Origin of the sequence: Amycolatopsis viridis (genome assembly GCF_011758765.1) — a bacterium.
Lineage (GTDB): Bacteria > Actinomycetota > Actinomycetes > Mycobacteriales > Pseudonocardiaceae > Amycolatopsis_E > Amycolatopsis_E viridis.
This window is the reverse complement of record NZ_JAANOU010000001.1, coordinates 5118469-5144474: the sequence shown is the minus strand read 5'-3', so window position 1 is coordinate 5144474 and position 26006 is coordinate 5118469. Positions and strand designations below refer to the sequence as shown.

Here is a 26006-nt window from a genome sequence, read left to right as displayed (position 1 = left end):
CTAGAGGACGCCCACTCGGGTTCCCCGCAGCGGCGCCCTGATTCGATCGGGGGATACTCGGGCCATGTCTCGTCGTGTGGCGCTGTTCCTGCTGGCGTTCGGAGTCTGGTCGTGGATCATCTGGATCACGTTCGTGAAGAACCTGTGGGCCAGTGACAATTCGTGGGCGCCGGACGGATCGGCCACCGGTTTCTTCGTCGTGCACCTCGTCCTGGCGATCGTGAGCTTCGTCCTCGGCACCGTCATCGGGGTCATCGGCTATCGCGGCCTACGCGCGCGGCGCACCGAAAAGGTCGGCGCCTAGGGACGGTCCGCGTCCGGCGGGCTCTGGGCGAGGCCGCACGCCTACGGTCCGGGAACCCATCGGTGCGCGACCGCATCCAAACCCCATCGATCACACGGATGGGGGACCATGTTCCGGCTCTCGAAACTCCTCGCGGTGGCCGCGGCCGGTCTGCTGGTGTCCGGGCTCGCGCCGGTGGCGCAGTCCGGGCAGGCCCGACAAATCGGGCAGACCGGGCAGGCGCAGTACGCGCCGACCATGCTGGTGCTCGACGGCTCCGGTTCGATGAAGCAGGCCGACCCGGGCAGCGGCACCAAGATGGACGCCGCGAAGAACGCGCTGCGCCGGTTCATCGGGTCCGCTCCCGCGCAGGCCCAGGTGGGTCTGACCGTCTACGGCACCCGCACCGGCTCGTCCGACGCCGAGAAGGCCGCGGGCTGCCAGGACGTCCAGGTCCTCACCCCGCCGCGCACCATCGACAAACCCGCTCTCACCGCGGCCGTCGACGGCATCCAGCCCAGCGGCTACACGCCCATCGGCACGGCCCTGCGCACCGCCGCCGGCGCCCTCCCCAGCACCGGCCCGCGTGCGATCGTGCTCGTTCCGACGGGGAGGACACCTGCGCCCCGCCCGACCCGTGCGAGGTGGCCAAGGAGCTGACCGTCCAGGGCACCCAGCTCGTCGTGCACACGGTCGGCTTCGACGTCGACGAGCGGTCCCGCCGCCAGCTCACCTGCATCGCGCAGGTCACCGGCGGCACCTACAGCGATGCGCCCGACGGCAAGACCCTCGAACGGATCCTGCCGCGCGTCTCCGCGACCGCGCTGCGCACCTACGAACCCGCCGGGACCCCCATCACCGGCACCCCGGCCTGGACGAACGCGCCGGTCGTCGACCCCGGCCAGCACCTGGACACCCTCGGGGGGCACGAAACGCGCTACTACGCACTCGACGTGCCCGAAGGCGGCACCGCCCACTTCAGCGGCACCGTGTCCTTCCCACTCGTCCACGGCGTGTCCCGCACGCAGGACTTCAACACCCTCCAGTTGCGTGTCTACGGCGAGGGGGGCAAGGACTGCCACGTCTTCGAGTCCGAGCAGGCCGGCCTGTCCAGCGACGGCGTCGCCCTGACCGTCGCGCGCACCCTGGACGGCAAGGACGGCAGCTGCCGGGGCGGTGGCCGGTACTACTTCGCCCTCACCTGGGACCGCGTGTCCACCGGGGTGCCGGAGCGGCTGCCGGTCGAGCTGCTGGCCCTCGTCGAACCGCCGGTCGCCGATCCCGGGCCGGACACCGTGCTGCCCCCGGTGACCCCCGTGGAACCGTCCGGCACGCGGGAGACGACCGGTGGCGGCTCGTTCAACGTCGCCGCCACCCTGCCGGGCAGCGGCCGCTACACCGACACGCTGCAACGCGGCGAGTACGTCTTCTACCGGGTCAAGCTGGACTGGGGCCAGGGCCTGGCCTACCGCGTCCACTTCGGACAGGCCGGCGGCACCGGCGTGGACAACGTGTCCAACATCGCCACCACGCTGTACAACCCGTACCGGGCGGAGATCGGCTCCGACACCACGGTCTTCACCGGCACCCCGCACACGCTGCCCACCGGCAGGGACGCCGTCGCGACGGTTCCGGTCCGCTACCACAACCGCGACGCCGACGACTCGTCCGTGCGCGGCCAGGCCGTCGCCGGCTGGTACTACCTCGCGGTCAAGATGGGCGCCACCGCCGCGGCCGGTGACGACGTCCCGGTGCCGGTCACCCTCGACGTCACGGTCGGCGGGCAGCGCGAGGACGGCCCGTCCTACGCGGGTGCCGCCACGGCACCCGCCCCCGCCGCGCCCGCGCTCACCGCCATCGCCGGGGAGCCGGCGACCTGGCCGATCTGGGTCGGGGTGGGCGCCGCCGCCGTCGTCGTCCTGGCCGGGGTCGTGATCCTGCTCGCGCGGCGCCGCGCCTGACCGACGACGAAGGCCCCCGCACCACATCGGTGCGGGGGCCTTCGGACGCGGGCGGATCAGACGCGCTTGAACAGCAGCGCGCGCTTGACCTCCTGGATCGCCTTCGTGACCTGGATGCCACGCGGGCACGCGTCGGTGCAGTTGAAGGTCGTGCGGCAGCGCCACACGCCCTCCGCGTCGTTGAGAATGTCCAGGCGCTCCTCGGACCCCTCGTCCCGGCTGTCGAAGATGAAGCGGTGCGCGTTGACGATCGCCGCCGGGCCGAAGTACGACCCGTCGTTCCAGTACACCGGGCACGACGAGGTGCACGCCGCGCACAGGATGCACTTGGTGGTGTCGTCGAACCGCTCCCGGTCGGCCTGCGACTGGATCCGCTCACGCGTGGGCTCGTTGCCGTAGGTGATCAGGTACGGCTTCACCGCGCGGTAGGCCTCGAAGAACGGCTCCATGTCGACGTAGAGGTCCTTGAGGGTCGGCAGGCCCTTGATCGGGGCCACGGTGACCGTGGTCTCCTTGCCGTCCTTGGCGAGCAGGTCCTTGACCAGCACCTTGCACGCCAGCCGGTTGATCCCGTTGATCTGCATCGCGTCCGAACCGCAGATGCCGTGCGCGCACGACCGGCGGAACGACAACGTGCCGTCCACGTAGTTCTTGATGTTGAACAGCAGGTTCAGCACCCGGTCGGTCGGCAGCGCCGGGACCTCGTAGGACTCCCAGTGCGGCGCGTCGTCGACCTCGGGGTTGTACCGCTGGATCTTCACCGTGATGGTGACCGAGCCCTCCGGCGCGGGAATCCCGTTGACGGTCTTAGGTTCGGCTACGGCTGTCATTTCGCTTCCTCCGCGGGGACCGGAATGCCGGAAGGCTGTGCTTGTCCCATCAGTACTTACGCTCCATCGGCTCGTACCGGGTGAAGGTCACCGGCTTGTAGTCCAGCCGGATGTCGGCCATGAAGCCGCTGATGCCCAGCGGGGCGTCCGGGTCCGGCTTGTCCGGCAGGACCTTGTACGACATCGAGTGCCGCATGAAGTTGACGTCGTCCCGGTTCGGGTAGTCCTCGCGGGCGTGGCCGCCGCGGGACTCCTTGCGGGCCAGCGCCGCGTTCACCAGCGCCTCGGCCAGGTCGAGCAGGAAGCCCAGCTCGATGGCCTCCAGCAGGTCGGTGTTGTACCGCTTGCCCTTGTCCTGGATCGAGATCCGGCCGTAGCGCTCCTTGAGCCGCTGGACGTCGGTCAGCGCGGTCTTCAGCGTGTCCTCGGTGCGGTACACCGCCGCGTTGGTGTCCATCGTCTGCTGCAGCTCGGTGCGGATGTCGGCGACCCGCTCGCCGCCGTGGGCGGTGCGCAGGTGCTCGACCATGCCCTCGACCATCTTGGCCGGGTCCTCCGGCAACTCGACGAAGTCGTGGGTCGTGGCGTACTCCGCGGCGGCGATGCCGGCGCGGCGGCCGAACACGTTGATGTCCAGCAGCGAGTTGGTGCCCAGCCGGTTCGCGCCGTGCACCGACACGCACGCGACCTCACCGGCGGCGTACGCGCCGGGCAGGACGGTGTCGTTGTCGAGCAGCGCCTCACCGTGCACGTTCGTCGGGATGCCACCCATCGCGTAGTGCGCGGTCGGGTACACCGGCACCGGCTCCTTCACCGGGTCCACACCCAGGTAGGTGCGGGCGAACTCGGTGATGTCCGGCAGCTTCGTCTCTAGGACCTCGGCACCGAGGTGCGTGCAGTCCAGGAGCACGTAGTCCTTGTGCGGACCGGCGCCGCGGCCCTCGAGGACCTCCAGGACCATCGAGCGGGCGACGATGTCGCGCGGCGCGAGGTCCTTGATCGTCGGGGCGTAGCGCTCCATGAACCGCTCACCCGAGGCGTTGCGCAGGATCGCGCCCTCGCCGCGGGCACCCTCGGTGAGCAGGATGCCCAGGCCGGCCAGGCCGGTCGGGTGGAACTGGTAGAACTCGATGTCCTCCAGCGGCAGGCCCTTGCGGTAGTAGATGCCCATGCCGTCACCGGTGAGGGTGTGCGCGTTCGACGTGGTCTTGAAGACCTTGCCGAAGCCGCCGGTGGCGAAGATGACCGCCTTGGCCTGGAAGACGTGGATCTCGCCGGTCGCGAGTTCGTAGGCGACGGCGCCGGTGGCGACGGGCCCGTTCTCGGTCTCCGTGGTGATCATGTCGAGCACGTAGAACTCGTTGAAGAACTCGATCCCGTGCTTGACGCAGTTCTGGTACAGGGTCTGCAGGATCATGTGACCGGTGCGGTCGGCCGCGTAGCAGGCCCGGCGCACCGCGGCCTTGCCGTGGTCACGGGTGTGCCCGCCGAACCGGCGCTGGTCGATCTTGCCTTCCGGTGTCCGGTTGAACGGCAGGCCCATCTTCTCCAGGTCGAGCACGGCGTCGATGGCCTCCTTGGCCATGATCTCCGCCGCGTCCTGGTCGGTCAGGTAGTCGCCGCCCTTGACCGTGTCGAAGGTGTGCCACTCCCAGTTGTCCTCTTCGACGTTCGCCAGCGCGGCGCACATGCCGCCCTGGGCCGCGCCGGTGTGGGAGCGGGTCGGGTAGAGCTTGGTGAGGACCGCGGTGCGGGCGCGCTGGCCCGCCTCGATGGCGGCGCGCATCCCGGCGCCACCGGCGCCCACGATCACCACGTCGTACTTGTGGAACTGCATGTCCGCTTCTTCCTCGGGTGGTGGTGGGTCAGCTGCCGGCCATGTTCGGGTCGAAGGTGAAGATCACCAGGGTGCCCACGAACAGGATGATGACCATCGCGACGTAGAGCACCATCTTCAGCCAGAAGCGCGTGCTGTCCCGGCGGGCGTAGTCGTCGATGATCGTGCGCAGGCCGTTGCCGCCGTGCAGCTGGGCGAGCCACAGCATGAGCAGGTCCCAGATCTGCCAGAACGGCGACGACCAGCGGCCGGCCACGAATCCCCAGTTGATCCGGTGCACGCCGCCGTCGAGGATGTTCATGATGAACAGGTGGCCGAGCACCAGGACGACCAGGGCGAGGCCGGAGATCCGCATGAACAGCCAGCTGTACAGCTCGAAGTTGCTGCGGCGGGCGGCGGGGCGCCGCGGCGAGCGCGGCTTGTCGAGTGCGAGGGTCTCGGTTGCCATCTCGCTCAGCCTCCGAACATTTCCGACGCCGTGCGCCACAGCATCGAGATGGCGCCGGGGATCATCACGACCACCCAGACGACGGCGATCGTCCACAACATGTGCTTCTGGTACTTGGTGCCCTTCGACCAGAAGTCGACCAGCAGGACCCGGATGCCGTTGAGCGCGTGGAACAGCACCGCGCCGACCAGGCCGACCTCCATGAGGTTGACCAGCGGGGTCTTGTAGGTCTCGATGACCTGGTTGTAGGTGTCGGGGGACACGCGGACCAGCGCGGTGTCGAGGACGTGGACGAAGAGGAAGAAGAAGGTGAGCACGCCCGTGATCCGGTGCAGGACCCAGGACCACATGCCCGGGTCGCCCCGGTAGAAGGTCCCGCTCCGGCGTGAGGCACCCGCCCGATCGCTCGCCCCCGCCGCCGTCTGGTCGGCGGCGGTGCTCGCCGTGGTGGACATCGGTGTACGGCCTCCAACGTCGTGGTTGGACTGTGCCCGGCTGACCTGCGAATCCACCGGCCGCGCAGAGCGTCCACCTGGGACTTCGCAGGCGCCCCGGCGGGGGTGTTCAAGGCCATCGAGCTTGGATAAAGGGGATGCTAGACCTGCTCGCCATACCGCACTCAACCTGTGGTTGGTGTGTGTGATCGACCAGACACCGTACGCGTGTCGTAGCTCTCACCCCCATTAACACGTCGGGGGAACGTCACGGAGTGAGGTCGATCTCGCCCGCTCGAACCGGTGGGGGTGACTGGCTGTGATTGAACCATTCCCATGCCGGGCAGCAAGCAAACATTTAGGTTACGTGCGGTGGCTCTGGCATGGCCAACTGCTCACCGGCGGGTACGGTTCGCCCGTCGAGCCCGGCAGCTGAGCCGGGTCGTTCTCGGGTCCGCTGGTACACCAGCGGGGAGGGAGAAACAGGGTGCGTAAGACGCGTGCCACCACTCTGGCCGCCACCGCCATGGCGGCGGCGCTCGCGCTGGCGGGGTGTGCGAAGGACTCCGGCACCAGCGGGAGCAGCAGCAACAACAACGCCGCAGCCGGATCCTGCGTCACGGCACAGGCCCCCGCGGCCAGCGCCGCGTCGACCAGCTCGAGCGCCGCCGGCGCGAAGGTCGACGCCAGCGCGCTGCGGGTCGGGCTCGCGTTCGACATCGGGGGCCGGGGTGACGCGTCGTTCAACGACGCCGCCGCCGCGGGCGTGGACAAGGCCAAGAACGAGCTGGGCGTCAAGGACGTCCGGGAGAGCACCGCCTCCCCGACCGAGGACGAAGCCGCCAAGCAGCAGCGGCTGAGCCAGCTGGCCACCGATGGGTACAACCCGATCGTGGCGGTCGGCTTCGCCTACGCGGGTGCCGTGCAGGCCGTCGCGCCGAAGTTCCCGAACACCAAGTTCGCCATCGTCGACGACGACTCGGTGAACGCGCCGAACGTCACCCCGCTGGTCTTCTCCGAGGAGCAGGGCTCCTTCCTGGTGGGTGTGGCCGCCGTCTACAAGAGCAAGAACTGCCACGTGGGCTTCGTCGGCGGCGTGAACACCCCGCTGATCCAGAAGTTCGAGGCCGGGTTCATCGCGGGCGCCAAGGCAGCCTCGAACAAGGTCCAGATCACCAGCGACTACCTGACCCCGGCCGGTGACAACACCGGTTTCCAGGACCCGGCCAAGGGCAACATCAAGGCCGCCGCCGAGTTCTCCGGCGGCGCCGACGTGGTCTACCAGGCCGCCGGCGCGTCCGGCAAGGGTGTCTTCCAGGCCGCGAGCGCGGCCAAGGGCCTGGCCATCGGCGTCGACTCCGACCAGTACAACCAGGCGACCGTGGCCGAGTACAAGGACGTCATCATGACCTCCATGCTCAAGCGGGTCGACGTGGCCGTGTTCGACTACATCCAGGCGCTGGCCGGCAACACGCTGAGCTCGCTGCCGAAGCGGTTCGACCTGGCGGTCGACGGCGTCGGCTACTCCACCTCCGGTGGCAAGGTCGACGACATCAAACCGCAGCTCGACGGCTACAAGCAGGCGATCATCTCGGGCACCATCAAGGTCCCGACCACGCCGCAGAAGTAACCGATCGTCCAGCCGCGTCCGGGGCTCGGGAGGGTGACCCCCTCCCGGGCCCCGTACGCCGTTTCCGGGGGGTCTCATGACCAACTCACCACCGGCCGTCGAACTGCGCGGCATCACCAAACGCTTTCCCGGCGTGGTCGCCAACTCCGACGTCAACCTCACCGTCGCAGCCGGCGAGGTCCACGCCATCTGCGGCGAGAACGGGGCCGGCAAGTCCACCCTGATGAAGATCCTCTACGGGATGCAGCCCCCGGACGAGGGCACCATCGCGATCAACGGCGAGCAGATCCGGCTGCGCAACCCGCAGGACGCGATCCGCGCCGGGATCGGCATGGTGCACCAGCACTTCATGCTCGCCGACAACCTCACCGTGCGGGAGAACGTCCTGCTCGGCGCCGAGAACCTGCACGGCATCGGCCGCGCCGCCCGTGCGAAGCTGGCCGAGCTGGAGAAGCAGGTCGGCCTGTCCGCGCCGCTGGACGCGCTCGTCGAGACGCTGGGCGTGGCGGACCGGCAGCGCGTGGAGATCATCAAGGTGCTCTACCGCGGCGCGCGGATCGTCATCCTCGACGAGCCGACCGCGGTGCTCGTGCCGCAGGAGGTCGACGCGCTGTTCGACACCGTGCGGGCGATGAAGGCCGAGGGCTTCACGTTCATCTTCATCTCGCACAAGCTCGACGAGGTGCGCGCCATCGCCGACACGGTCACGGTGATCCGGCGCGGCACGACCGTCGGCACGGCCGATCCGAAGCAGATCTCCTCCCGGGAGCTGGCCGAGATGATGGTCGGCTCCGAGCTGCCCAGCCCGGAGACACGCGAGTCCACGGTGACCGACCGGGACGTGCTCCGCGTGACCGGACTGCGGCTGGTTGCCGGCGGTGGCAGCGACACGGCGCGGGCGGTGCTCGACGACGTCACCTTCACCGTGCACGCGGGCGAGGTGCTCGGCATCGCCGGTGTGGAGGGTAACGGGCAGACCGAGCTGGTCGAGACGATCATGGGCATGCGGAAGGCCACCGGCGGCACGATCGAGCTGGTCGGCGCCGACGGCACCGCCCGCGGGCTCACCGGGCTGGGCACGCTCGCCCGCCGCGAGGCCGGCATCGGCTACGTGCCGGAGGACCGCACCCGGCACGGCCTGCTGCTCACCCAGCCGTTGTGGGCCAACCGGATCCTCGGTTACCAGACGCGGCGGCCGGTGTCGAAGGGGCAGCTGCTCGACATCCCCGGCGCCCGCCGGGACACCGAGCGGATCGTGACCGACTACGACGTCCGCACACCCGGGATCGACGTCCCGGCGGCCGCCCTGTCCGGTGGCAACCAGCAGAAGCTGGTGGTCGGCCGTGAGCTGTCCGGCGAGCCGGTGCTGCTGATCGCCTCGCACCCGACCCGTGGGGTCGACGTCGGCGCGCAGGCGCTGATCTGGGAGCAGATCCGCCGGGCGCGGCACAACGGGCTCGCGGTGCTGCTGATCTCCGCCGACCTCGACGAGCTGATCGGCCTGTCCGACACGATCCGCGTCATGCTGCGCGGACGTCTGGTGAGCGAGGCCGACCCGGCCACGGTGACCCCCACCGAGCTGGGTTCGGCCATGACCGGAGCGGAGGAAGCCGCGTGACCTCCTGGCGCACGAAGGTGCTCCCGCCCCTGCTGGCGATCGTCTTCTCGGTGCTGATCTGCTCGATCGCGCTGCTGATCTCCGGAGCCGATCCGCTGCGGGCCTACGGCACGATGATCGGTCAGCTCGGCAAGGGCACGACCGCCGTGGACACGGTGAACCTGGCGACGGTGTACTACCTGTCCGGGCTCGCGGTCGCCATCGGCTTCCAGATGAACCTGTTCAACATCGGTGTCGAGGGCCAGTACCGCTTCGCCGGCGTCGTCGCCGCGATCGTCGGCGGGGCCGTGGTCCTGCCGCCGGTCATCCACGTCGTGTTCATCATCGCGGTCGCCCTGCTGGCCGGCGCGCTGTACGCGGCGGTGCCGGCGATCCTGAAGGTGACCCGCGGGGTCAGCGAGGTCATCTCGACGATCATGCTCAACGCGATCGTCGGCGGCATCGTCGCGTTCCTGATCAACCCCGACCAGTTCGGTGTGCTGACCGGGAACAACCTCAAGACCAAGGAGATCGCGCCATCCGGCCGGGTACCGGACATCCCGGTCGGCGGCGGCGAGCTGTTCGGGTTCGTGATCATCACCGCGGTGATCGGGTTCGGGTACTGGTTCATGCTCAACCGCACGCGGTTCGGTTTCGAGCTGCGCGCCGGCGGCGAGTCGGCCACGGCGGCGGCCGCCGGCGGGGTCAACGCGAAAAAGATGACGCTGATCGCGATGCTGCTCTCCGGCGCGGTGGCCGGCCTGGTCGCCATCCCGGAGCTGGTCGGCCGCGACTACAGCTACGCCATCACCTCGACCCAGGGTTACGGCTTCACCGGCATCGCGGTCGCGCTGCTGGGCCGCAACCACCCCGGCGGGATCGCGCTCGGCGCGCTGCTGTGGGCGTTCCTGGACAAGTCGGCGGTGTCGCTGGAGCAGGTCGACGTGCCGAAGGAGATCGCGACGATCATGCAGGGCGCGATCGTGCTGTCGGTCGTCGTGGCGTACGAAATCGTGAAGCGGGCCGACCTGGCCGCCGCGCAGCGCCGCGTCGGGCGGGCGCTGTCCGGCGGGCGGCCCGCGTCGGTGAGTGAAGGGGGTGCGGTATGAGTCTCGCGACCGAGGCCGAGGCGCCGATGACGGTGCCACCCGCACCGCGGGGTCGCCGGATTCCCGGGTGGGCGCGGGGCGTCCTGTGGGCGATCGGGATCGTCGCGGTGCTGTCCGCCGCGTCGTACTTCACCGGCGTCAACACGCTCACCTCGACCAACACCGCGCAGACCGCGTTGCGGCTCGCGTTGCCGATCCTGCTGTGCGGGCTCGGCGGCCTGTGGTCCGAACGCGGTGGCGTGGTGAACATCGGTCTCGAGGGCATGATGATCCTCGGGACCTGGGGCGCGGCGTGGGGCGCCTACCACGGCGGGCCGTGGGTCGGGCTGGGTGCGGCGATCGTGTTCGGCGCGCTGGGCGGCCTGCTGCACGCGATCGCGACGGTCACGTTCAACGTCAACCACATCGTCTCCGGTGTGGCGATCAACCTGCTCGGGCTCGGTGTCGCCAAGTACCTGGCCACGCTGATCTTCGAGCCGCTGTCCGGCAACCCGCGGCAGTCGCCGACCGTGCCGACCTTCGACACCTACTCGGCGACGTTCCTGTCGAACTGGCTCACCGGCCTGGAGAACCAGCAGCGGGTGTTCGTCTCGGACGCGGCCGGCCTGCTCAACGGGCTGGTGACCGGGGTGGCACCGCTGACGATGATCGCGATCCTGCTCGTGCCGCTGAGCTACCTGGTGCTGTGGCGGACGCGGCTCGGGCTGCGGTTGCGCTCGTGCGGCGAGAACCCGGTGGCGGCCGAATCGCTCGGCATCAACGTGTACGCGCACCGGTACCTCGGCGTGCTCGTCTCCGGTGGCCTGGCCGGCATGGGTGGCGCCGCGCTGGTGCTGCTGCAGGGCGGCGGCGGTTACCTGGAGAACCAGACCAACGGCCGCGGCTACATCGGTCTGGCCGCGATGATCTTCGGCAACTGGCGGCCGGGCGGCCTGCTCGGCGGTGCCGCGCTGTTCGGGTACGCGGACGGCCTCCAGCTCTCCGGCGGCGGCAAGGCGGTGCTGGCGCTGCTGTACGGCGTGGTGCTGCTGCTCGTGGTCATCGTCGTCGTGCAGCTGATCCGTCGGCAGTGGATCGCCGCGGCCCTGGGTGTCGCCGGGGCCGGGATCCTGTACTGGATCTACTGGTCCAACGACTCGCTGCCGAGCGAGCTGACCCCGTACACCGCGCACGTGGTGACGCTGATCGTGCTCGCGGTGGCTTCGCAACGGCTACGGCCACCGAAGGCCGCCGGTGGACGGTACCGCCGCGGGGAGGGGGACCAGTGAGCGAGATCGACTGGGAGGCGCTGCGCGCTCGGGCCGTGGTCGCGGCCAAGAGCGCGTACGCGCCCTACTCGGGCCTGCACGTCGGCGTGGCCGGGCTGGTGGACGACGGCCGGGTGGTCGTCGGCTGCAACGTGGAAAACGCTTCCTACGGCTTGGGCCTGTGCGCCGAATGCACGATGGCCGGGCAGCTGCGGCTGTCCGGCGGCGGCCGGCTGGTCGCGGTCGCGTGCCGGTCGGGCGACGGGGACCTGCTGATGCCGTGCGGCCGGTGCCGTCAGATCCTCTTCGAACTGGGCGGCGGTGCGTGCCTGGTCGACACGCCGTCCGGGATCCTGCCGATGACCTCGGTGCTGCCCGACGCGTTCGGGCCGGCGGATCTGCCGTGAAGGCGTTTTCCGCGGTCGACGTGATCCGGGCCAAGCGGGACGGCGCCGCGCTGACCGACGAGCAGATCCGCTGGGTGGTCGACGCCTACACCCGGGGCGACGTGGCCGAGGAGCAGATGGCCGCGCTCGCGATGGCCGTGTTCCTGCGCGGGATGGACGCGCGGGAAACCGCGACCTGGACCGGCGCGATGATCGACTCCGGTGCCCGGTTGTCGTTGCGGGTGGACCGCCCCACCGTGGACAAGCACTCGACCGGCGGGGTCGGCGACAAGATCACGTTGCCGCTGGCCCCGCTGGTCGCGACGTGCGGGGCGGCGGTGCCGCAGCTGTCCGGGCGCGGGCTCGGCCACACCGGCGGCACGCTGGACAAGCTGGAGTCGATCCCGGGGTGGCGGGCATCGTTGCCGGTGGACGACATCGCCCGGCAGCTCACCGACGTGGGCGCGGTGGTCTGCGCAGCGACCGAGGGGCTGGCGCCGGCGGACCGGAAGCTGTACGCGCTGCGGGACGTCACGGGCACTGTCGAGTCGATCCCGTTGATCGCGAGCTCGATCATGAGCAAGAAGATCGCGGAAGGCTCGGCCGGGCTGGTCCTGGACGTGAAGACGGGCTCCGGCGCGTTCATGAAATCGCGTGCGGACGCGCTGGAGCTGGCGCGGACGCTGGTCGACATCGGGACCGCGCACGGCGTGGCCACGACGGCGTTGCTGACGGACATGAGCACCCCGCTGGGCGCGGCGGTCGGCAACGCGATCGAGGTCGCGGAGGCGGTCGAGGTCCTGCAAGGCGGGGGACCGGCGGACGTGGTCGAGCTGACGGTGGCGCTGGCGCGGGAGATGCTGGCCCTCGCGGGCATCGCGGTGGACCCGGCCGAGGTGCTGGCCTCCGGCGAGGCGTACGAAACGTGGTGCCGGATGATCGCCGCCCAGGGTGGTGATCCGGCCGCGCCCTTGCCGAAGCCCGCGCACGTCGCGGTTGTGGAGGCGTCCGCATCGGGCTACCTGTCCCGGTTGGACGCCTACGCGGTCGGAGTCGCCGCCTGGCGCCTCGGGGCCGGCCGCGCCCGCCGCGAGGACCCGGTCCAGCACGCCGCCGGCGTCCGGTGCCTGGCGAAGCCGGGCGAGCGGGTCTCGGCCGGCCAGCCCCTGCTGGAGCTGCACACCAACACCCCGGACGCGGTCGCCGCCGCCCGCGAAGCCCTGGCCGGCGCGGTGGACATCACCACCACCCCGCCCACCCCCGGCCCGCTGATCCTGGACCGGGTCGAAGCCCCGTAGCCCCGCCGCCTGCGCCGCAACCCACCCACACGATCGGCCAACTCACCACCCGGAGCGGCCAACTCACCGCCGCGATCGGCAAACACGCCGCCGGGAGCGGCGAACACGCTGCCGGGAGCGGCGAACACGCTGCCGGGAGCGGCGAACACGCTGCCGGGAGCGGCGAACACGCTGCCGGGAGCGGCAAACACGCCGCGACCGGCGTGTTTGCTCGTCCCCGCGCCGTGTTTGCTGGTGCGCGCCGTGTTTGCTGTTGCGCGCGGCGTGTTTGCTCGTCCGGGCGCTGTGTTTGCCGTTGTGGGGTTTGCCGTTGTGGGCGGCGTGTTTGCTGGTGAGGTGGGGGTCAGCTGGACGGGGCGTGGCTCAGGTCCACCACGCAGAAGATGTTGCCCTCCGGGTCGGCCAGTACCACGAAGTCCGGGTCGGCCGGGTAACGGTCCCAGTCCACCTCGGTCGCGCCGAGCGACACCAGACGCGCGACCTCGGCCTCCTGCTCCGCGCGGCTGTCGGCGAACAGGTCCAGGTGCAGCCGGGGATGCCGCTGCACCGGTGTCTCACTGCGGATCAGGCCCAGGACCGGGCCGCGCTGGTCGCTGAGCGTGCGCCAGTTCTCGTTCTCCCACTCGCTGCTTCTGGTCAGGCCGAGCGCCGCCGACCAGAACGCGGTCGCGCGCTCCAGGTCGTCCACTCCGAGCACGGTGATCCCCAGTCGCAGCATCGCGCCCACCCTGGAACACGCGGAAGCCCCGGACACGGACCAGCGTGCCGGGGCTTTCCGGGGAAGCGGAACTCAGGCTTCGGAGTCGTCGCCCTCGGGCTTGGTCTTCACGTCCGCGTTCTTCGGCGCCCGGCCGTTGCGGGCCCGGCGCGGCTGGCGCTGCACCGGGGGCGGCGGAGCGATCTGCGGGACGGACGGGCCGCCGCCGAGCATGAGTTCCGCGAACGTCGCCATCGCCTCGTCCAGCTGACCGCCGATGCGCCGCTCGGACTCCTCGTTGCTGCGCCGTACCAGCGAACCGACCGACTCGGTGTCCGGACGGCTGGCCAGCGTGCCCTCGACCCGCGAGAAGCCGCTCTTCACGGTGCCGCCGAGGTCGCCGAACTGGGCGGCCACGCCCTCGTCGACCTTGTCGACCCGGCCGGCGAGGTCGTCCAGTCGGTCGGTGATCTGCTCCAGCCGTGCGGACAGCGCTTCCAGCCGCTCGGTCGGGTCCAGCATCTCGGCGCTTTCGTCGATCGCGCCGCGCAGCGACTGCGTGGCCGCCTCGACGCGCTCCCGGTGCTGGGTGTCCGCCTCGTCCACGCGGCCGCGCAGCGCGGACAGGCCGTTGTCGACCCGTTCCCGCAGCTCGCCGACGCCGTTCTCCACCCGCTCGCGCAGCTCGCCCAGCCCGGAGTCGACGCGGTCGCGCAGGATGGACTCGGCCATCTCGATGCGTTCCTTGACCGGGCCGTGCACGGCCTGCGGCAGGGCGTCGAGCTTCGCGTCCTGCTTGTCCAGGTGACCGTTGAGGTCGTCCAGGCGGCGGTGGATGTTCTCCAGCTTGTCCTCGAGCCCGTCCATCCGGCCGGCCACGCCCTCGAACCGGGCGGCGACGCCGTCCAGGCGACCGTCGAGCTGGGCGAACGGCTTCGCCAGCTTGTCGACGATGCTCTCCACCGCGCGCGCCAGGTCCGCCAGCGCGTTGTCCTGCGCCTCCAGGCGGGACATCGCCTCGTCGAGGCGCTCGGCGAGCACGCCGACCTCGGTGCGGTCGGGCAGCTCGGACAGGCGCTTGCGCACGGCGCCCAGCGAGTCGACCGGAGCCAGCCGCGCGTAGATGTCATCGAGCGCGTCGAAGATCTGCTGCTGCTCGCTCTCGCGGACTTCGGCCGCGCGCACCAGCATGTTGCGCATCCGGTCGAAGGACGGAGCTCCAATGTGGTTATCAGTGGTCACTTCGATGTCCTTCGTCGGCGGGGAAAGAGGGACGTGGGCGAAGCTTAACCATTGCCGAAATTCCTGAGGTATCGCCCCCGTAAAGGCGGGCGCGTCCAGCCCGGCCCGGCCGTCCCAAAACAAGCGGCCTGAAGCTTGAGTGGAGGCTGAGAGTTGGTAGCGCGCGCGGCCGGGTGGGTGGCTGCTTCCGGGGTACCGTCGGAGCATGTCCGGAAACTCCACTCCAGCGCCCCTGACCACGGAAAACATCCGCCGCGCGCCCAAGGTCCTGCTCCATGACCACCTCGACGGAGGACTCCGTCCGGGTACCGTCGCCGAGCTGGCCGACGCACTCGGGTACCGCGATCTGCCCACCACGGACGTGGCCGAGCTGAGCCGCTGGTTCCGCGACGCCGCCGACTCCGGGTCCCTGGAGTCCTACCTGGAGACCTTCGCGCACACCTGCGGCGTCATGCAGACCGAAGAAGCCCTGGTCAGGGTCGCCAGGGAGTGCGTCGAGGATCTCGCCGCGGACGGTGTCGTGTACGCCGAGGTGCGGTACGCGCCGGAGCTGTTCGTCGAGCGCGGGCTGTCGCTCGACGCGGTCGTCGAGGCGGTTCAGGCCGGGTTTGCGGAGGGTGAGCGCCGAGCCGCTCAGCAGGGAAAATTCATCCGAATGGGTACTCTGCTCTGTGCGATGCGTCAGCACGCGCGCGCGGCGGAGATCGCCGAGATCGCGGTCCGTTACCGGGACTCCGGCGTCGCCGGGTTCGACATCGCGGGACCGGAAGCGGGATTCCCGCCCACCCGCAATCTCGACGCATTCGAATATTTGCGCACCAACAATGCGCATTTCACCATTCACGCCGGTGAGGCGTTCGGGCTCGCGTCGATTTGGGAGGCGATTCAGCATTGTGGCGCGGAACGGCTCGGGCACGGGGTGCGAATCGTCGACGACATCAAGCGTGATCCGGACGGGACGGTGCACCTGGGCCGGCTCGCGAGCTACGTCCGCGACCGCCGCATCCCGCTGGAGATCTGCCCGTCATCCAACGTCCAGACGGGTGCCGCGGCGTCGATCGCCGACCATCCGATCGGGCTACTCGCGGACTTGCGCTTCCGGGTGACGGTGAACACGGACAACCGGCTCATGAGCGGCTGCACGATGTCGAGTGAGTTCGCCGCACTCGCGGAGGCGTTCGGCTACGGCTGGCCCGACTTCCAGTGGTTCACGATCAACGCGATGAAGTCGGCGTTCCTCGATTTCGATCAACGACTCGAGCTGATCAACAACGTGATCAAACCCGGCTACGCGGAGCTGCTGTGAAAGCCGCTTGTGATCGTTAGCCGCAGCAAGTAAAGTCCAAGATGTAAGAAGTTCTTCTCATATCTTGGGATGGTTGCGATGAGCCGAGCAGCAGCGCTGGACACGAGGAGTAGGCGCCGGTGGGGCATCCTCGCGCTCGGCCTCGCGGCCCAGACCGCGAGCTGCTCGTTCCTCTTCGGCATCCCGTTCCTGGTGCCCGCGATGCGGACGGCCGGCCTGACGCTCGCGCAGGCCGGCACCATCGTCGCCGCGCCCAGCTTCGGCCTGCTGTTCACGCTGATCGCGTGGGGCGCGGCGGCCGACCGCTACGGCGAGCGCCTGGTGATGGCGCTGGGCCTGGGCGCGTCGTCGGTGCTGCTGCTGGTCACCGGGCTGGTCATGCCGTCCACTGGGGTGCTGTTCGCGTTGTTCCTGCTCGCCGGGGCGCTCACCGCGTCGGTGAACGCGGCCAGCGGGCGGGCGGTCATGGGCTGGTTCGGGCCGGACGAACGCGGCACCGCGATGGGGATCCGGCAGACCGCGCAACCGCTCGGCGTCGGGATCGCGGCACTGGCGCTGCCACCGCTGGCGGAGCACTGGGGGATCCAGGCCGCGATGCTGTTCCCGGCGGTGTTCGGGTTGGTGGTGGCCGCGCTGGTCGCGTGGCTGGTGATCGACCCGCCGCGGCCGGTGAAGAAGGCGGGCGCTCCGAAACCGGCGTCCCCGTACCGGAGGCCGGCCCTGTGGCGGCTGCACGGCGCCAGCACGTTGCTGGTGGTCCCGCAGTTCGCGGTGTCCGCGTTCGCGCCGATCTACCTGGTGTCCGAGCACGGGTGGAGCGCGCTGTCCGCGGGCTGGTTCCTGGCGGTGGTGCAGGTGCTGGGCGCGGCGGGGCGGCTCGTCTCCGGTTACTGGTCCGACCGCGTGGGCAGCAGGCTGCGGCCGATGCGGCAGCTGGCGGTGGCGAGCGCGGCGGTCATGTTGCTGGTCGCCGTCGGGGACGTGAGCTGGTCGTGGGTGGTCCTGCTCGCCCTGGCGCTGGCCGCGGTGATCACGGTGGCGGACAACGGGCTGGGGTTCACCGCGTCGGCCGAGCTGGCCGGGATCGACTGGGCCGGACGCGCGATGGGCGCCCAGAACACGGCGCAGAACATCGCGGCGTCCCTCACGCCGCCCCTGCTGGGCCTGGTGATCGGCGACTCGCGCTACGCGCTGGCGTTCTGCGTGGCCGCGATCTTCCCGGTGCTGGCCATCGGCCTCACGCCCGTTCGCGCTGAGACTCGGTCGTCGTGATGGCCTGACGCAGGGCGGCCCGCGCGGCGGTGAGCTCCGCGGCGCGGGCGTCCAGCTCGGTCAGGCGGGCGCGCAGCGTGTCCAGCACCCCGGGACAGGCGTCGAGCCTGCCGTCCGGGTGGGCGCAGTCGATGATCCGCCGGATCTCCCGCGTCGGCAGGCCGGCGGCGAGCAGCTCGCGGATCTGCCGCACGCGCTCCACGGCACCCGCGTCGTACTCGCGATACCCGTTGTGCCGCCGCTGAGCGGTCAGCAGCCCGACGCGCTCGTAGTACCGCAGCAGCCGCTCGGTCGTCCCGGCGCGCCTGGCGAGTTCACCGATCAGCATCGCTTGACCTTCCCACCATGTCAGGGATCAACACTGCCGGGAGAACCATGATTCCCGGAGGAAGACCTTGATCATCGACGCCCACAGCCACGTCCACGACCCCGTCGAGGAGCACCTCGCCCTCCTCGACGAGGCTGGTGTCGACAAAGCGATCTTGTTCGCGACCCGTCCGCACCCCGAGCGCGCGACGACGCTGGACGAGCTGAAGGGGGAGATGGCCGTGCTGTCGCAGAGCCTGGCCGGCAATGGCGATGGCCGTGCCGCGGCCCTGCGGGAGCTGGACGCCGCGGTGGCCACGCAGCCGCAGCGGTTCCTCGGCTTCGGTTCAGTGGACCTGTCCGGGGCGGACGTGGCGGCCGCGGTCGAGGAGATCGGCCGGAAGTGGCACGGCATCGGCGAGCTGACCCCGCCGCCCGGCCGCGCCGATCTGCTCGAACCGGTGCTGCGCGTGGCCGGTGACCTGCCGGTGGTGGTCCACGGCGCGGCCCCGACCACCCTCGCCGACCTGGCGACCATCGCCGCGCTCGCTCGCAAGTACCCGCGGACGCCGCTGGTGATCAGCCAGCTCGGCGGCGCGCATTGGATCGACGCGATCGAGCTGGTCCGCGAGACGCCGAACCTGTGGCTGGAGCTGTCCACGGCGAGCCTGGCGTTCTCCGTGCGGCTGGCGATCGCCGAGGTGCCGGACCGGACGCTGTTCGGCTCGGACGCGCCCTACGGCGACCCGGTGCTCGCCCGCACGCTCGTCGAGCGGGTCACGCCGTCGGAAACAGTGCGCGCCGCGGTCCTCGGTGGGAACGCGGCGCGCCTGCTCGGTCTGTGACGGGTCAGTGCACCCGGAGCCGGTTCTCGAACGCCTCGACCAGCTTGCGCCACTCGCTCTGCTCGGTGTCGAACGGTGCGCTCGGCGCGAGCCGGCCCGGGTCCGGCTTCAGCACGAACGACACCAGCCAGCCCAGGCTCTCCGAAGTGGACAGTGCGGCGGCCGTCGAGTCGTCACCGGCCCAGTCCGCGGCGTCGGTGAGCAGTTCGACCGCCAGGTCCAGCTGGGTCGGGTCGATCGCGTCCGGCCCGGCGGCGAGGTCCTCGTCCAGGCCGGCCAGCACGTAGGTGTTCTCGGTGTCGACCTCGACCTCCAGCTCGCCCGCGGTCGCCCTGGACAGCACGGAGTCCCAAGTGGACACCTCGGCCAGGTCGTTGTCGGCGAAGGCGTTGCCGTCAACCAGTGCGCGGGCCAGCGCCTTCTCCGACTTGAACACGTCGATCTTGCCCGCACTGCCGAGGAAGACCGGCTCGTCGTCGAGGTAGCACCGCAGCGAGTAGTACTCGTGGCCGACGGTGATGATCTTGATCGGGTCGATGCCGACCTCGGCCCAGAAGCCGGTCGGCACGTCCTCCTCGTCCGCGTCCTCGTCGGCGTCGGTGGTCTCGACCGTGTCCAGGTCCTCGTCGGCCTGCTCGGACTCGACCTCGGCCTCCGCCGACTCCTCCAGGAACGTGGCCAGCTCCTCCGCGGTCTGCTCGAGCACGCCGGCGTCCACATCGGGCACGGTGACCAGGCCGTCGATCGCGTCCAGCACGGTGTCCCACTTCTCGGACACCGCCTCGGACAGGTCGTTCCACAGCCGCTCGCCCTCGCGGCCGGTGAACGGCAACCGGCCCTGCTCCAGCAGCGAGAAGCCCTCGGTGGCGTCCAGGACCTCGTGCACCTCGTCCAGCTCGCACACGTCGGCCAGGGACCGCACGATGCCGACGATCTCGGCCAGCTCGCTGATCGTCCACGAATCCGGGTCCTCGGCCACCAGCTCCGGGACGCCGACGAGGTCGTAGGAGTGGTCGTCGTCGGGGATCAGCTCCGGCACGTTCAGCGCCGGCACCGCAGCCCAGGCCGGGTGGTCGATCAGGTCGTGCTGCTCGGCCGTCCGGACGAACGCGGCCAGGTGCGCGGCGTCGGGGAAGGCGTACAGGTCGTCCTCGTCGCCGAGGAACGCCTCCCACTCCTCACCGTCCTCCCGCCAGCGCGGGGCCCAGAGGGTCACCAGGTCCCCCTGCGGCAGCCCGAGTTCGATCGGGACGATGTCCTGTGCCATGCCAGCCCTCCGGATTACACCTGTGTGTGGGAAGCCTACGGCTTGACGGGACCGGCCGCGATGGGCCCCATCCGCTCTGCGGCCGCGAATGGCACGATGGTACCCACGATGAGCCTTTCAGACCTCCTACCTGCGGATCCCGACCCCGACACGCTGTTCGAGACGTTTTCGGCCTGGACGGCCGGACGCGGGCTCGAGCTGTACCCGGCGCAGGAAGAGGCGCTGATCGAGGTCGTCTCCGGTGCGAACGTCATCCTGTCCACCCCCACCGGATCGGGGAAGAGCCTGGTCGCGGTGGGCGCGCACTTCACCGCGCTGGCGCACGGCAAGCGCAGCTACTACACCGCGCCCATCAAGGCACTGGTCTCGGAGAAGTTCTTCCAGCTCATCGAGATCTTCGGCGCCGACAACGTCGGCATGATGACCGGGGACTCCGCGGTCAACGCGGATGCCCCGATCATCTGCTGCACCGCGGAAATCCTGGCGAACATCGCGTTGCGCTACGGTGCCGACGCGCCCGTCGGCCAGGTCGTGGCGGACGAGTTCCACTTCTACTCCGAGCCCGACCGCGGCTGGGCCTGGCAGGTGCCGCTGCTGGAGCTGCCGCACGCACAGTTCGTGCTGATGTCGGCCACGCTGGGTGACGTCACGTTCTTCGAGAAGGACCTGACCCGCCGTACCGGCCGCGCGACGGCGGTGGTCACCTCGGCGCAGCGCCCGGTGCCGCTGACCTACCGCTACGCGCTCACGCCGCTGCACGAGACGATGACCGAGCTGCTCGCCGGCGGGCAGGCCCCGGTGTACGTGGTGCACTTCTCGCAGGCCGCGGCGATCGAGCGGGCGCAGGCGCTGATGAGCATCAACGTCACCACCCGTGCCGAGAAGGACGCCCTGGCCGAGGCCATCGGTGACTTCCGGTTCTCCGCCGGGTTCGGCAAGACCCTGTCGCGGCTGGTGCGGCACGGCATCGGCGTGCACCACGCGGGCATGCTGCCCAAGTACCGGCGGCTCGTCGAGCAGCTCGCGCAGGCCGGGCTGCTGAAGGTGATTTGCGGGACCGACACGCTCGGGGTGGGGATCAACGTGCCGATCCGCACGGTGGTGTTCTCCGCGCTGACCAAGTACGACGGGGTGCGTCAGCGGCACCTCAAGGCCCGCGAGTTCCACCAGATCGCCGGCCGCGCCGGCCGGGCCGGGTACGACACCGACGGGTACGTGGTGGTGCAGGCGCCGGACCACGTGGTGGAGAACGCGAAGGCGCTGCAGAAGGCGGGCGACGACCCGAAGAAGAAGCGCAAGATCGTCCGCAAGAGCGCGCCGGAGGGGTTCGTCAACTGGACCGAGAGCACGTTCGAGCGGCTGATCTCGTCGCCGCCCGAGCCGCTGACGTCCAGTTTCCAGGTCAGCCACGCGATGCTGCTCAACGTGATCTCGCGGCCGGGTAACGCGTTCGCCCACATGCGGCACCTGCTGGAGGACAACCACGAGGACCGGCCGTCGCAGCGCAAGCACATCCGCCGCGCCATCGCGATCTACCGGGCGCTGGTCGCCGCGGGCGTCGTGGAGCGGTTGTCCGAACCGGACGACCAGGGCCGGATCGTGCGGCTGACCATGGACCTGCAGCTGGACTTCGCGTTGAACCAGCCGCTGTCGCCGTTCGCGCTGGCCGCGATCGAGCTGCTGGACAGCGAGTCGCCGGCGTACGCGCTGGACGTCGTGTCGGTAATCGAGTCCACAGTGGAGAATCCGCGGCCGGTGCTGTCGCAGCAGCAGTTCAAGGCTCGCGGCGAAGCCGTCGCGGCGCTCAAGGCCGAGGGGGTCGAGTACGAGGAGCGGATGGCGCTGCTCGACGACGTCACGTACCCGAAGCCGCTGGAGGACCTGCTGGAGGCGGCGTACGACACGTACCGGCGCGGGCACCCGTGGGTCGCGGACTACGAGCTGAAGCCGAAGTCGGTCGTCCGCGACATGTACGAGCGGGCGATGAACTTCGTCGAGTACGTGAACTTCTACTCGCTGGCGCGCTCGGAGGGCCTGGTGCTGCGGTACCTGGCCGACACCTACGACGCGCTGCGGCGGACGGTGCCGGACGAGGCGAAGACCGAGCCGCTGGAGGACCTGATCGCGTGGCTCGGTGAGATGGTGCGCCAGGTCGACTCGAGCCTGCTGGACGAGTGGGAGGCGCTGCGGCACCCGGGGGAGGAGCCGGTCGCGGCCGCTGCGTTGCCGGAGAAGCCGCCGCCGGTCACCGCCAACGAGCGTGCGTTCCGGGTGCTGGTGCGCAACCAGATGTTCCGGCGGGTCGAGCTGGCGGCCCGGCGCGCGTACGCGGAGCTGGGCGAGCTGGACGCGGCGTCCGGCTGGAACGACATCGAGTGGGAAGCCGCGCTCGAGTCCTACTACGAGCAGCACGAGTCGATCGGGATCGGCCCGGACGCGCGCGGACCGGCGATGCTGATGATCTCGAAGGAGCCGGAGGTGTGGCGCGTGCGGCAGATCTTCGACGACCCGGCGGGTGACCACGACTGGGGCATCAGCGCGGAGGTGGACCTGGCCGCCTCCGACGAGGCCGGCACCGCGGTCCTGCGCGTCACGGCGGTCGACCAGCTCTGAACGCGAAGGGCGCGGTGCGGCGGATCTCCTCGCCGCGGCGTCCCGGGGGTGCGGACGCCGCGGCGAGGAGTGCTGGTCAACGCTGGTGTCGGGGCACAGCGTCGACCGGGCCGGGGTCCGGCGCGGCGGTTTCGGGGTAGCGGGGCAGGCCCGCGAACGGGCCCGTCCCTTGCTGCTGCGGTACGGCCGGCGGCTGGTCCTGGTCGGTTTGCGGGAACGGCTCCGGGTTGCGGCGGTACAGCGCCGGCGTCGGCGCCGTCGGGGCCGTGTCCATCGGCGACCCGGCCTGCATACCGGGCGTCACGTCCGCGGCGTACGCCTGCTGGGCGCCGGACGGCCCCTCGGGCGAGGCGTAGATCCGCGACTGGGTCGGCACCTCGCCGCTGTAGGACTGGTGGCCGCCGCCGGGCAGTTCCCCTGCATAGCTCTGGCTGCCGGAAAACGTTTCCGCCACCGGGTACGGCTGCGCGCCGGAGGGCACGTTCGCCGGGTAGGGCTGGCCGTTGGACGACGGTTCCGCCGATGTGTACGACTGGCCGCCGGTGGGGGTGTCGGTGCTGTAGGTCTGCCCGACACCGGCCGGTTCCGCCACCGGGTACGGCTGCGGCCCGGTGGACGAGGCCTCCGTGCCGTAGCCGGGGATCGGCTGGCTGCCCGACGGCGTGTCCGCGGCCGTGTAGGGCCGGCCACCGGAGGACGCGTCCGCCCATGGTTGGCCGCCGGGCGGCGTCGCGTACTGGCTGCCGTACTGGCTGCTGTACTGGTTTCCGGGCGGCGTTTCCATCCCGTACGGGCTCCCGGAAGGCGCGTCGAACGAGGCGTACGACGGCATGGGCACGTCCGACGGCGTGCGCGTGACCGGGCGCCTCGGGTCGGGCATCGGCGCCGCCTCGGGGCGCATCTGGGTGGCCGCCGGGTCCGTCCCGACCGTCGGCGGGCGCTCGGCCTGCGGGTTCCGGTCGCCGCCGGACAGGAACTCCATCGGCCGTTGCCCGGGCGCGGCGTGGTGACGCCCCTGCGGGCGCGCCAGGTCGTCCTCGCCGGAGTAGCCGGCCAGCGGGTTCTTGCGGTTGCGCTTCGGCCCGCGCCGGGACACGCCCACCAACCCGAACAGGCCGAGCAGTCCCAGCAGGCCCCACAGCCCCGGGGGCAGGTGGCTGAGCTGCTCTTGCGAGAGGGCGTAGTGGTTCCCGGCGGGCGCGGCGGAGGCCACTGCGGAGCCGGATGACAGGAGGACGCCGAGCGCGGCGGCCATCCCGAGGCGGGCCTTGTCGGGCATCTGGGCACACTCCCCTTGTTGTGGTGACGCCACGATGTACCCGCCACCCTCTGGTCCAGACCGCACGCCGACCTAGTGGGTGACCAGCACCACCTGCGCGAGTGACGCGGGAACCGCCGATGGTCGCGTGTAACCTGCGGCTATGGGGCTTCGCGCGCGTGTGGTGTCGTGGGTGGGCCGGCGCTACCTGGCGAGGGCTCAGAAGAAGGGCTTCGACCTGTCGGTCCTGCCCGATTCGGCGTTGATGCCGCTGCGCCGCGACGGGCTGGACCCGGTGCCCGAGCTGGGCGCGGCCCGGCGTGCGGCGCCGGTTCGCCGGTTGCCGCTGCCGTTCGGCATCACCGCGTGGCTCGTCACCGGGTACGGCGAGGCGAAGGAAGTCCTCGCGGCCACCGACAAGTTCAGCAACGACTACACGAACCTGGTCGGCAAGGCGGGCCTGTCCGCCGAGCAGAACCCGGGCGGGCTCGGGTTCGCCGATCCGCCGGACCACACGCGGCTGCGCAAGCTGCTGACCCCGGAGTTCACGATGCGGCGGCTGAGCCGGCTCACCCCGCGCATCGACGAGATCATCGCCGCCCAGCTGGACGCGATGGACGCGGTGGATGGCCCGGTCGACCTGATGCAGTCGTTCGCGTTACCGATCCCGTCGCTGACGATCTGCGAGCTGCTCGGGGTGTCCTACGAGGACCGGGACGACTTCCAGCGGTTGAGCACGGTGCGGTTCGACCTGTTCGCCGGTGCGGGTGCCTCGTTCGGCGCCATCTCGGAGTCGTTGTCCTACCTGCTGGAGATCGTGCGGAAGCAACGCGAGTCGCCAGGGGACGGCCTGCTCGGGATGCTGGTGAAGGAACACGGCGACGACATCTCCGACCGTGAGCTCGCCGGGCTCGCCGACGGCGTGCTCACCGGTGGCCTGGAGACGACGGCGAGCATGCTGGCGCTGGGCGCGATCGTGCTGCTGCGGGACCGCGCGACGTTCGACCTGGTGCGCGAGTCCGACGACGCCGCGCACCGGTTCGTCGAGGAGCTGCTGCGGTACCTGACGGTGGTGCAGGTGGCGTTCCCCCGGTTCGCCCGGGAGGACGTCACGGTGGGCGGGCAGGAAATCGCCAAGGGCGACATCGTGTTCGTGTCGCTCAGCGGGGCCAACCGGGACGCCGCGCTGGGGTCCGAAATGGAGTCGTTCGACCCGGCCCGGCCGCCGACGCAGCACCTGGCCTTCGGCTGGGGCGTGCACCGGTGCATCGGAGCGGAGCTGGCGCGCATGGAGCTGCGTGCGGCGTACCCGGCGCTCGTGCGCCGCTTCCCGGGCCTGCGGCTGGACGTCGAGCCGGAGCGGCTGAGCTACCGCCGGACGTCGATCGTCTACGGCGTGGACAGCCTCCCGGTCCGGGTCAGGTGAGCTCGCCCAGCTGCTCGGTCGCCGTGGTGCGCAGGATCGTCAGGTCGATGGATCATCTCCGCGATCAGCAGGCGATCACGCCGCATGAAGCGGCCTCGATTCGGCGAGCACGGCATCGCGCAGCAGAGGGTTCAGGTACCGCTTCGCTACGAGGTCGACCGGGCGACCGAACAGTGCGGCCAGTTCCTCGTTCAGATCCTCGATCTCCCAGCCGAGCCGGGCGCCGGGCTGGAGCTCGTACACGATGTCGATGTCGCTCGAAGGGCGAACCCCACCACGCGCGGCGGAACCGAACACGAGCAGCTCGGCGATCCCGTAGCGCGCGCAGATGTCCCGGAGCGCGGCTTCGTCGACCGCGGTCATACCGCCTCCTCGCCAGGACGACTGTGCCGTGGAGCACGGATGTAGCCGAGCAGGCGGAGGACGTCAGGCGGTGAGGTGCGGCGGTCAGTCCCGCAGGGACAGCGCCATGGCGGGGCAGAGGTTGACCGCTTCCCGGGCGCTGTCCTCCTTGTCGCCGGTGGGGTGGTCGTCCAGGACGACCACGGTGCCGTCGTCGTCCTGGTCGAACAGCTCCGGGTCGGTCAGCACGCACTGGCCCGCGCCGATGCAGAGGTCGGTGTCGGCCGCGATGCGCATGGGTCCTCCTACCGGGTAGCCGGGAACTCGTGCCTACCGTAGACCGGCGGCGCCCTCGACCGGCAGGAGCCGGCG

Annotated in this window: 25 protein-coding genes; 14 read left to right on the top strand and 11 right to left on the bottom strand. The window is 70.5% G+C overall.

Features of this window, described 5'->3' with window-relative positions; genetic code table 11:
* The first annotated feature begins 64 nt into the window (after positions 1–64).
* The 3 genes from FHX46_RS25455 to FHX46_RS25445 all read left to right on the top strand — a co-directional run bounded on the left by FHX46_RS25455 (position 65) and on the right by FHX46_RS25445 (position 2244).
* Complete coding sequence (locus tag FHX46_RS25455; RefSeq protein WP_167119897.1) at positions 65–304, top strand: SCO4848 family membrane protein; 240 nt, start codon at positions 65–67, stop codon at positions 302–304.
* Between the two features lie 108 nt (positions 305–412).
* Positions 413–943 (top strand): vWA domain-containing protein, encoded by a 531-nt coding sequence (locus FHX46_RS25450; RefSeq protein WP_167119894.1) that lies wholly within the window; start codon positions 413–415, stop codon positions 941–943.
* Positions 928–2244 carry a hypothetical protein gene (locus tag FHX46_RS25445; RefSeq protein WP_167119890.1) on the top strand — a complete coding sequence of 439 codons (1317 nt, stop codon included), beginning with the start codon at positions 928–930 and terminating at the stop codon, positions 2242–2244. The genes FHX46_RS25450 and FHX46_RS25445 overlap by 16 nt, the downstream gene beginning before the upstream one ends.
* A 56-nt stretch (positions 2245–2300) precedes the next feature.
* Here the strand turns inward: FHX46_RS25445 and FHX46_RS25440 are convergent, their stop codons facing one another.
* Genes FHX46_RS25440 through sdhC form a run of 4 tightly spaced genes read right to left on the bottom strand, consistent with a single transcriptional unit; the run spans position 2301 to position 5814 of the window.
* Entirely contained in the window at positions 2301–3074 is a 774-nt protein-coding gene (locus FHX46_RS25440; RefSeq protein WP_167119887.1) for a succinate dehydrogenase iron-sulfur subunit, read from the bottom strand.
* A gap of 49 nt (positions 3075–3123) precedes the next feature.
* On the bottom strand, positions 3124–4911 hold the full coding sequence (gene sdhA, locus FHX46_RS25435) for a succinate dehydrogenase flavoprotein subunit (RefSeq protein ID WP_167119884.1): 1788 nt from the start codon (positions 4909–4911) through the stop codon (positions 3124–3126).
* A gap of 28 nt (positions 4912–4939) precedes the next feature.
* Positions 4940–5359, bottom strand: a complete 420-nt coding sequence (locus FHX46_RS25430) for a succinate dehydrogenase hydrophobic membrane anchor subunit (RefSeq protein WP_167119881.1) — start codon at positions 5357–5359, stop codon at positions 4940–4942.
* Positions 5360–5364: 5 nt separating this feature from the next.
* The gene (gene sdhC / locus FHX46_RS25425; RefSeq protein ID WP_167119878.1) at positions 5365–5814 is read right to left on the bottom strand and encodes a succinate dehydrogenase, cytochrome b556 subunit; all 450 of its coding nucleotides are present in this window, start codon (positions 5812–5814) and stop codon (positions 5365–5367) included.
* A 505-nt stretch (positions 5815–6319) separates the two neighbouring features.
* Here sdhC and FHX46_RS25420 point away from each other — a divergent pair.
* The 6 genes from FHX46_RS25420 (at position 6320) to FHX46_RS25395 (ending at position 13060) form a co-directional block, all read left to right on the top strand.
* Entirely contained in the window at positions 6320–7423 is a 1104-nt protein-coding gene (locus FHX46_RS25420) for a BMP family lipoprotein (protein WP_167121671.1), read from the top strand.
* Positions 7424–7499: 76 nt separating this feature from the next.
* The gene (locus FHX46_RS25415) at positions 7500–9041 is read left to right on the top strand and encodes an ABC transporter ATP-binding protein (RefSeq protein ID WP_167119876.1); all 1542 of its coding nucleotides are present in this window, start codon (positions 7500–7502) and stop codon (positions 9039–9041) included.
* Complete coding sequence (locus FHX46_RS25410; protein WP_167119874.1) at positions 9038–10129, top strand: ABC transporter permease; 1092 nt, start codon at positions 9038–9040, stop codon at positions 10127–10129. The genes FHX46_RS25415 and FHX46_RS25410 overlap by 4 nt, the downstream gene beginning before the upstream one ends.
* Entirely contained in the window at positions 10126–11397 is a 1272-nt protein-coding gene (locus FHX46_RS25405; RefSeq protein WP_167119871.1) for an ABC transporter permease, read from the top strand. The genes FHX46_RS25410 and FHX46_RS25405 overlap by 4 nt, the downstream gene beginning before the upstream one ends.
* Complete coding sequence (locus FHX46_RS25400; protein ID WP_167100224.1) at positions 11394–11783, top strand: cytidine deaminase; 390 nt, start codon at positions 11394–11396, stop codon at positions 11781–11783. Before FHX46_RS25405 ends, FHX46_RS25400 begins: the two co-directional genes overlap by 4 nt.
* Positions 11780–13060: a thymidine phosphorylase gene (locus tag FHX46_RS25395; RefSeq protein WP_167119869.1), complete on the top strand. Its 1281-nt coding sequence runs from the start codon at positions 11780–11782 to the stop codon at positions 13058–13060. Before FHX46_RS25400 ends, FHX46_RS25395 begins: the two co-directional genes overlap by 4 nt.
* A gap of 343 nt (positions 13061–13403) precedes the next feature.
* Here the strand turns inward: FHX46_RS25395 and FHX46_RS25390 are convergent, their stop codons facing one another.
* Together FHX46_RS25390 and FHX46_RS25385 are read right to left on the bottom strand one after the other, a co-directional pair.
* Positions 13404–13778, bottom strand: coding sequence for a VOC family protein (locus tag FHX46_RS25390; RefSeq protein WP_167119864.1), 375 nt, complete (start codon positions 13776–13778; stop codon positions 13404–13406).
* 72 nt (positions 13779–13850) lie between these two features.
* A complete protein-coding gene (locus FHX46_RS25385) occupies positions 13851–14999 on the bottom strand; it encodes a PA containing protein (RefSeq protein WP_313886244.1) in 1149 nt (382 codons plus the stop codon).
* A 205-nt stretch (positions 15000–15204) separates the two neighbouring features.
* On the opposite strand from FHX46_RS25385, the gene FHX46_RS25380 reads away from it, so the two are divergent.
* Positions 15205–16305, top strand: coding sequence for an adenosine deaminase (locus FHX46_RS25380; protein WP_167119861.1), 1101 nt, complete (start codon positions 15205–15207; stop codon positions 16303–16305).
* A 78-nt stretch (positions 16306–16383) separates the two neighbouring features.
* Positions 16384–17577 carry an MFS transporter gene (locus FHX46_RS25375; RefSeq protein ID WP_167119859.1) on the top strand — a complete coding sequence of 398 codons (1194 nt, stop codon included), beginning with the start codon at positions 16384–16386 and terminating at the stop codon, positions 17575–17577.
* Here FHX46_RS25375 and FHX46_RS25370 read toward each other — a convergent pair.
* Positions 17543–17905: a MerR family transcriptional regulator gene (locus FHX46_RS25370; protein WP_167119856.1), complete on the bottom strand. Its 363-nt coding sequence runs from the start codon at positions 17903–17905 to the stop codon at positions 17543–17545. The two genes, FHX46_RS25375 and FHX46_RS25370, sit on opposite strands and share 35 nt — an antisense overlap.
* Positions 17906–17972: 67 nt before the next feature.
* Between FHX46_RS25370 and FHX46_RS25365 the strand changes: the two genes are divergently transcribed.
* Positions 17973–18728, top strand: coding sequence for an amidohydrolase family protein (locus FHX46_RS25365; RefSeq protein ID WP_167119853.1), 756 nt, complete (start codon positions 17973–17975; stop codon positions 18726–18728).
* Positions 18729–18732: 4 nt separating this feature from the next.
* Here the strand turns inward: FHX46_RS25365 and FHX46_RS25360 are convergent, their stop codons facing one another.
* Entirely contained in the window at positions 18733–19995 is a 1263-nt protein-coding gene (locus FHX46_RS25360) for a primosomal protein (protein ID WP_167119850.1), read from the bottom strand.
* A gap of 108 nt (positions 19996–20103) precedes the next feature.
* Here FHX46_RS25360 and FHX46_RS25355 point away from each other — a divergent pair, with 108 nt between their 5' ends.
* Positions 20104–22608 carry a DEAD/DEAH box helicase gene (locus FHX46_RS25355; RefSeq protein ID WP_167119847.1) on the top strand — a complete coding sequence of 835 codons (2505 nt, stop codon included), beginning with the start codon at positions 20104–20106 and terminating at the stop codon, positions 22606–22608.
* 76 nt (positions 22609–22684) lie between these two features.
* Here FHX46_RS25355 and FHX46_RS25350 read toward each other — a convergent pair whose 3' ends face one another.
* On the bottom strand, positions 22685–23887 hold the full coding sequence (locus FHX46_RS25350) for a hypothetical protein (RefSeq protein ID WP_167119844.1): 1203 nt from the start codon (positions 23885–23887) through the stop codon (positions 22685–22687).
* Between the two features lie 142 nt (positions 23888–24029).
* Here FHX46_RS25350 and FHX46_RS25345 point away from each other — a divergent pair, with 142 nt between their 5' ends.
* Positions 24030–25292, top strand: coding sequence for a cytochrome P450 (locus tag FHX46_RS25345; RefSeq protein WP_167119841.1), 1263 nt, complete (start codon positions 24030–24032; stop codon positions 25290–25292).
* A 75-nt stretch (positions 25293–25367) separates the two neighbouring features.
* Here the strand turns inward: FHX46_RS25345 and FHX46_RS25340 are convergent, their stop codons facing one another.
* Both FHX46_RS25340 and FHX46_RS25335 read right to left on the bottom strand, forming a co-directional pair.
* Positions 25368–25655: a nucleotidyltransferase family protein gene (locus FHX46_RS25340; protein ID WP_167119838.1), complete on the bottom strand. Its 288-nt coding sequence runs from the start codon at positions 25653–25655 to the stop codon at positions 25368–25370.
* 84 nt (positions 25656–25739) lie between these two features.
* Positions 25740–25931 (bottom strand): ferredoxin, encoded by a 192-nt coding sequence (locus tag FHX46_RS25335; RefSeq protein ID WP_167119835.1) that lies wholly within the window; start codon positions 25929–25931, stop codon positions 25740–25742.
* Between the last annotated feature and the right edge of the window lie 75 nt (positions 25932–26006).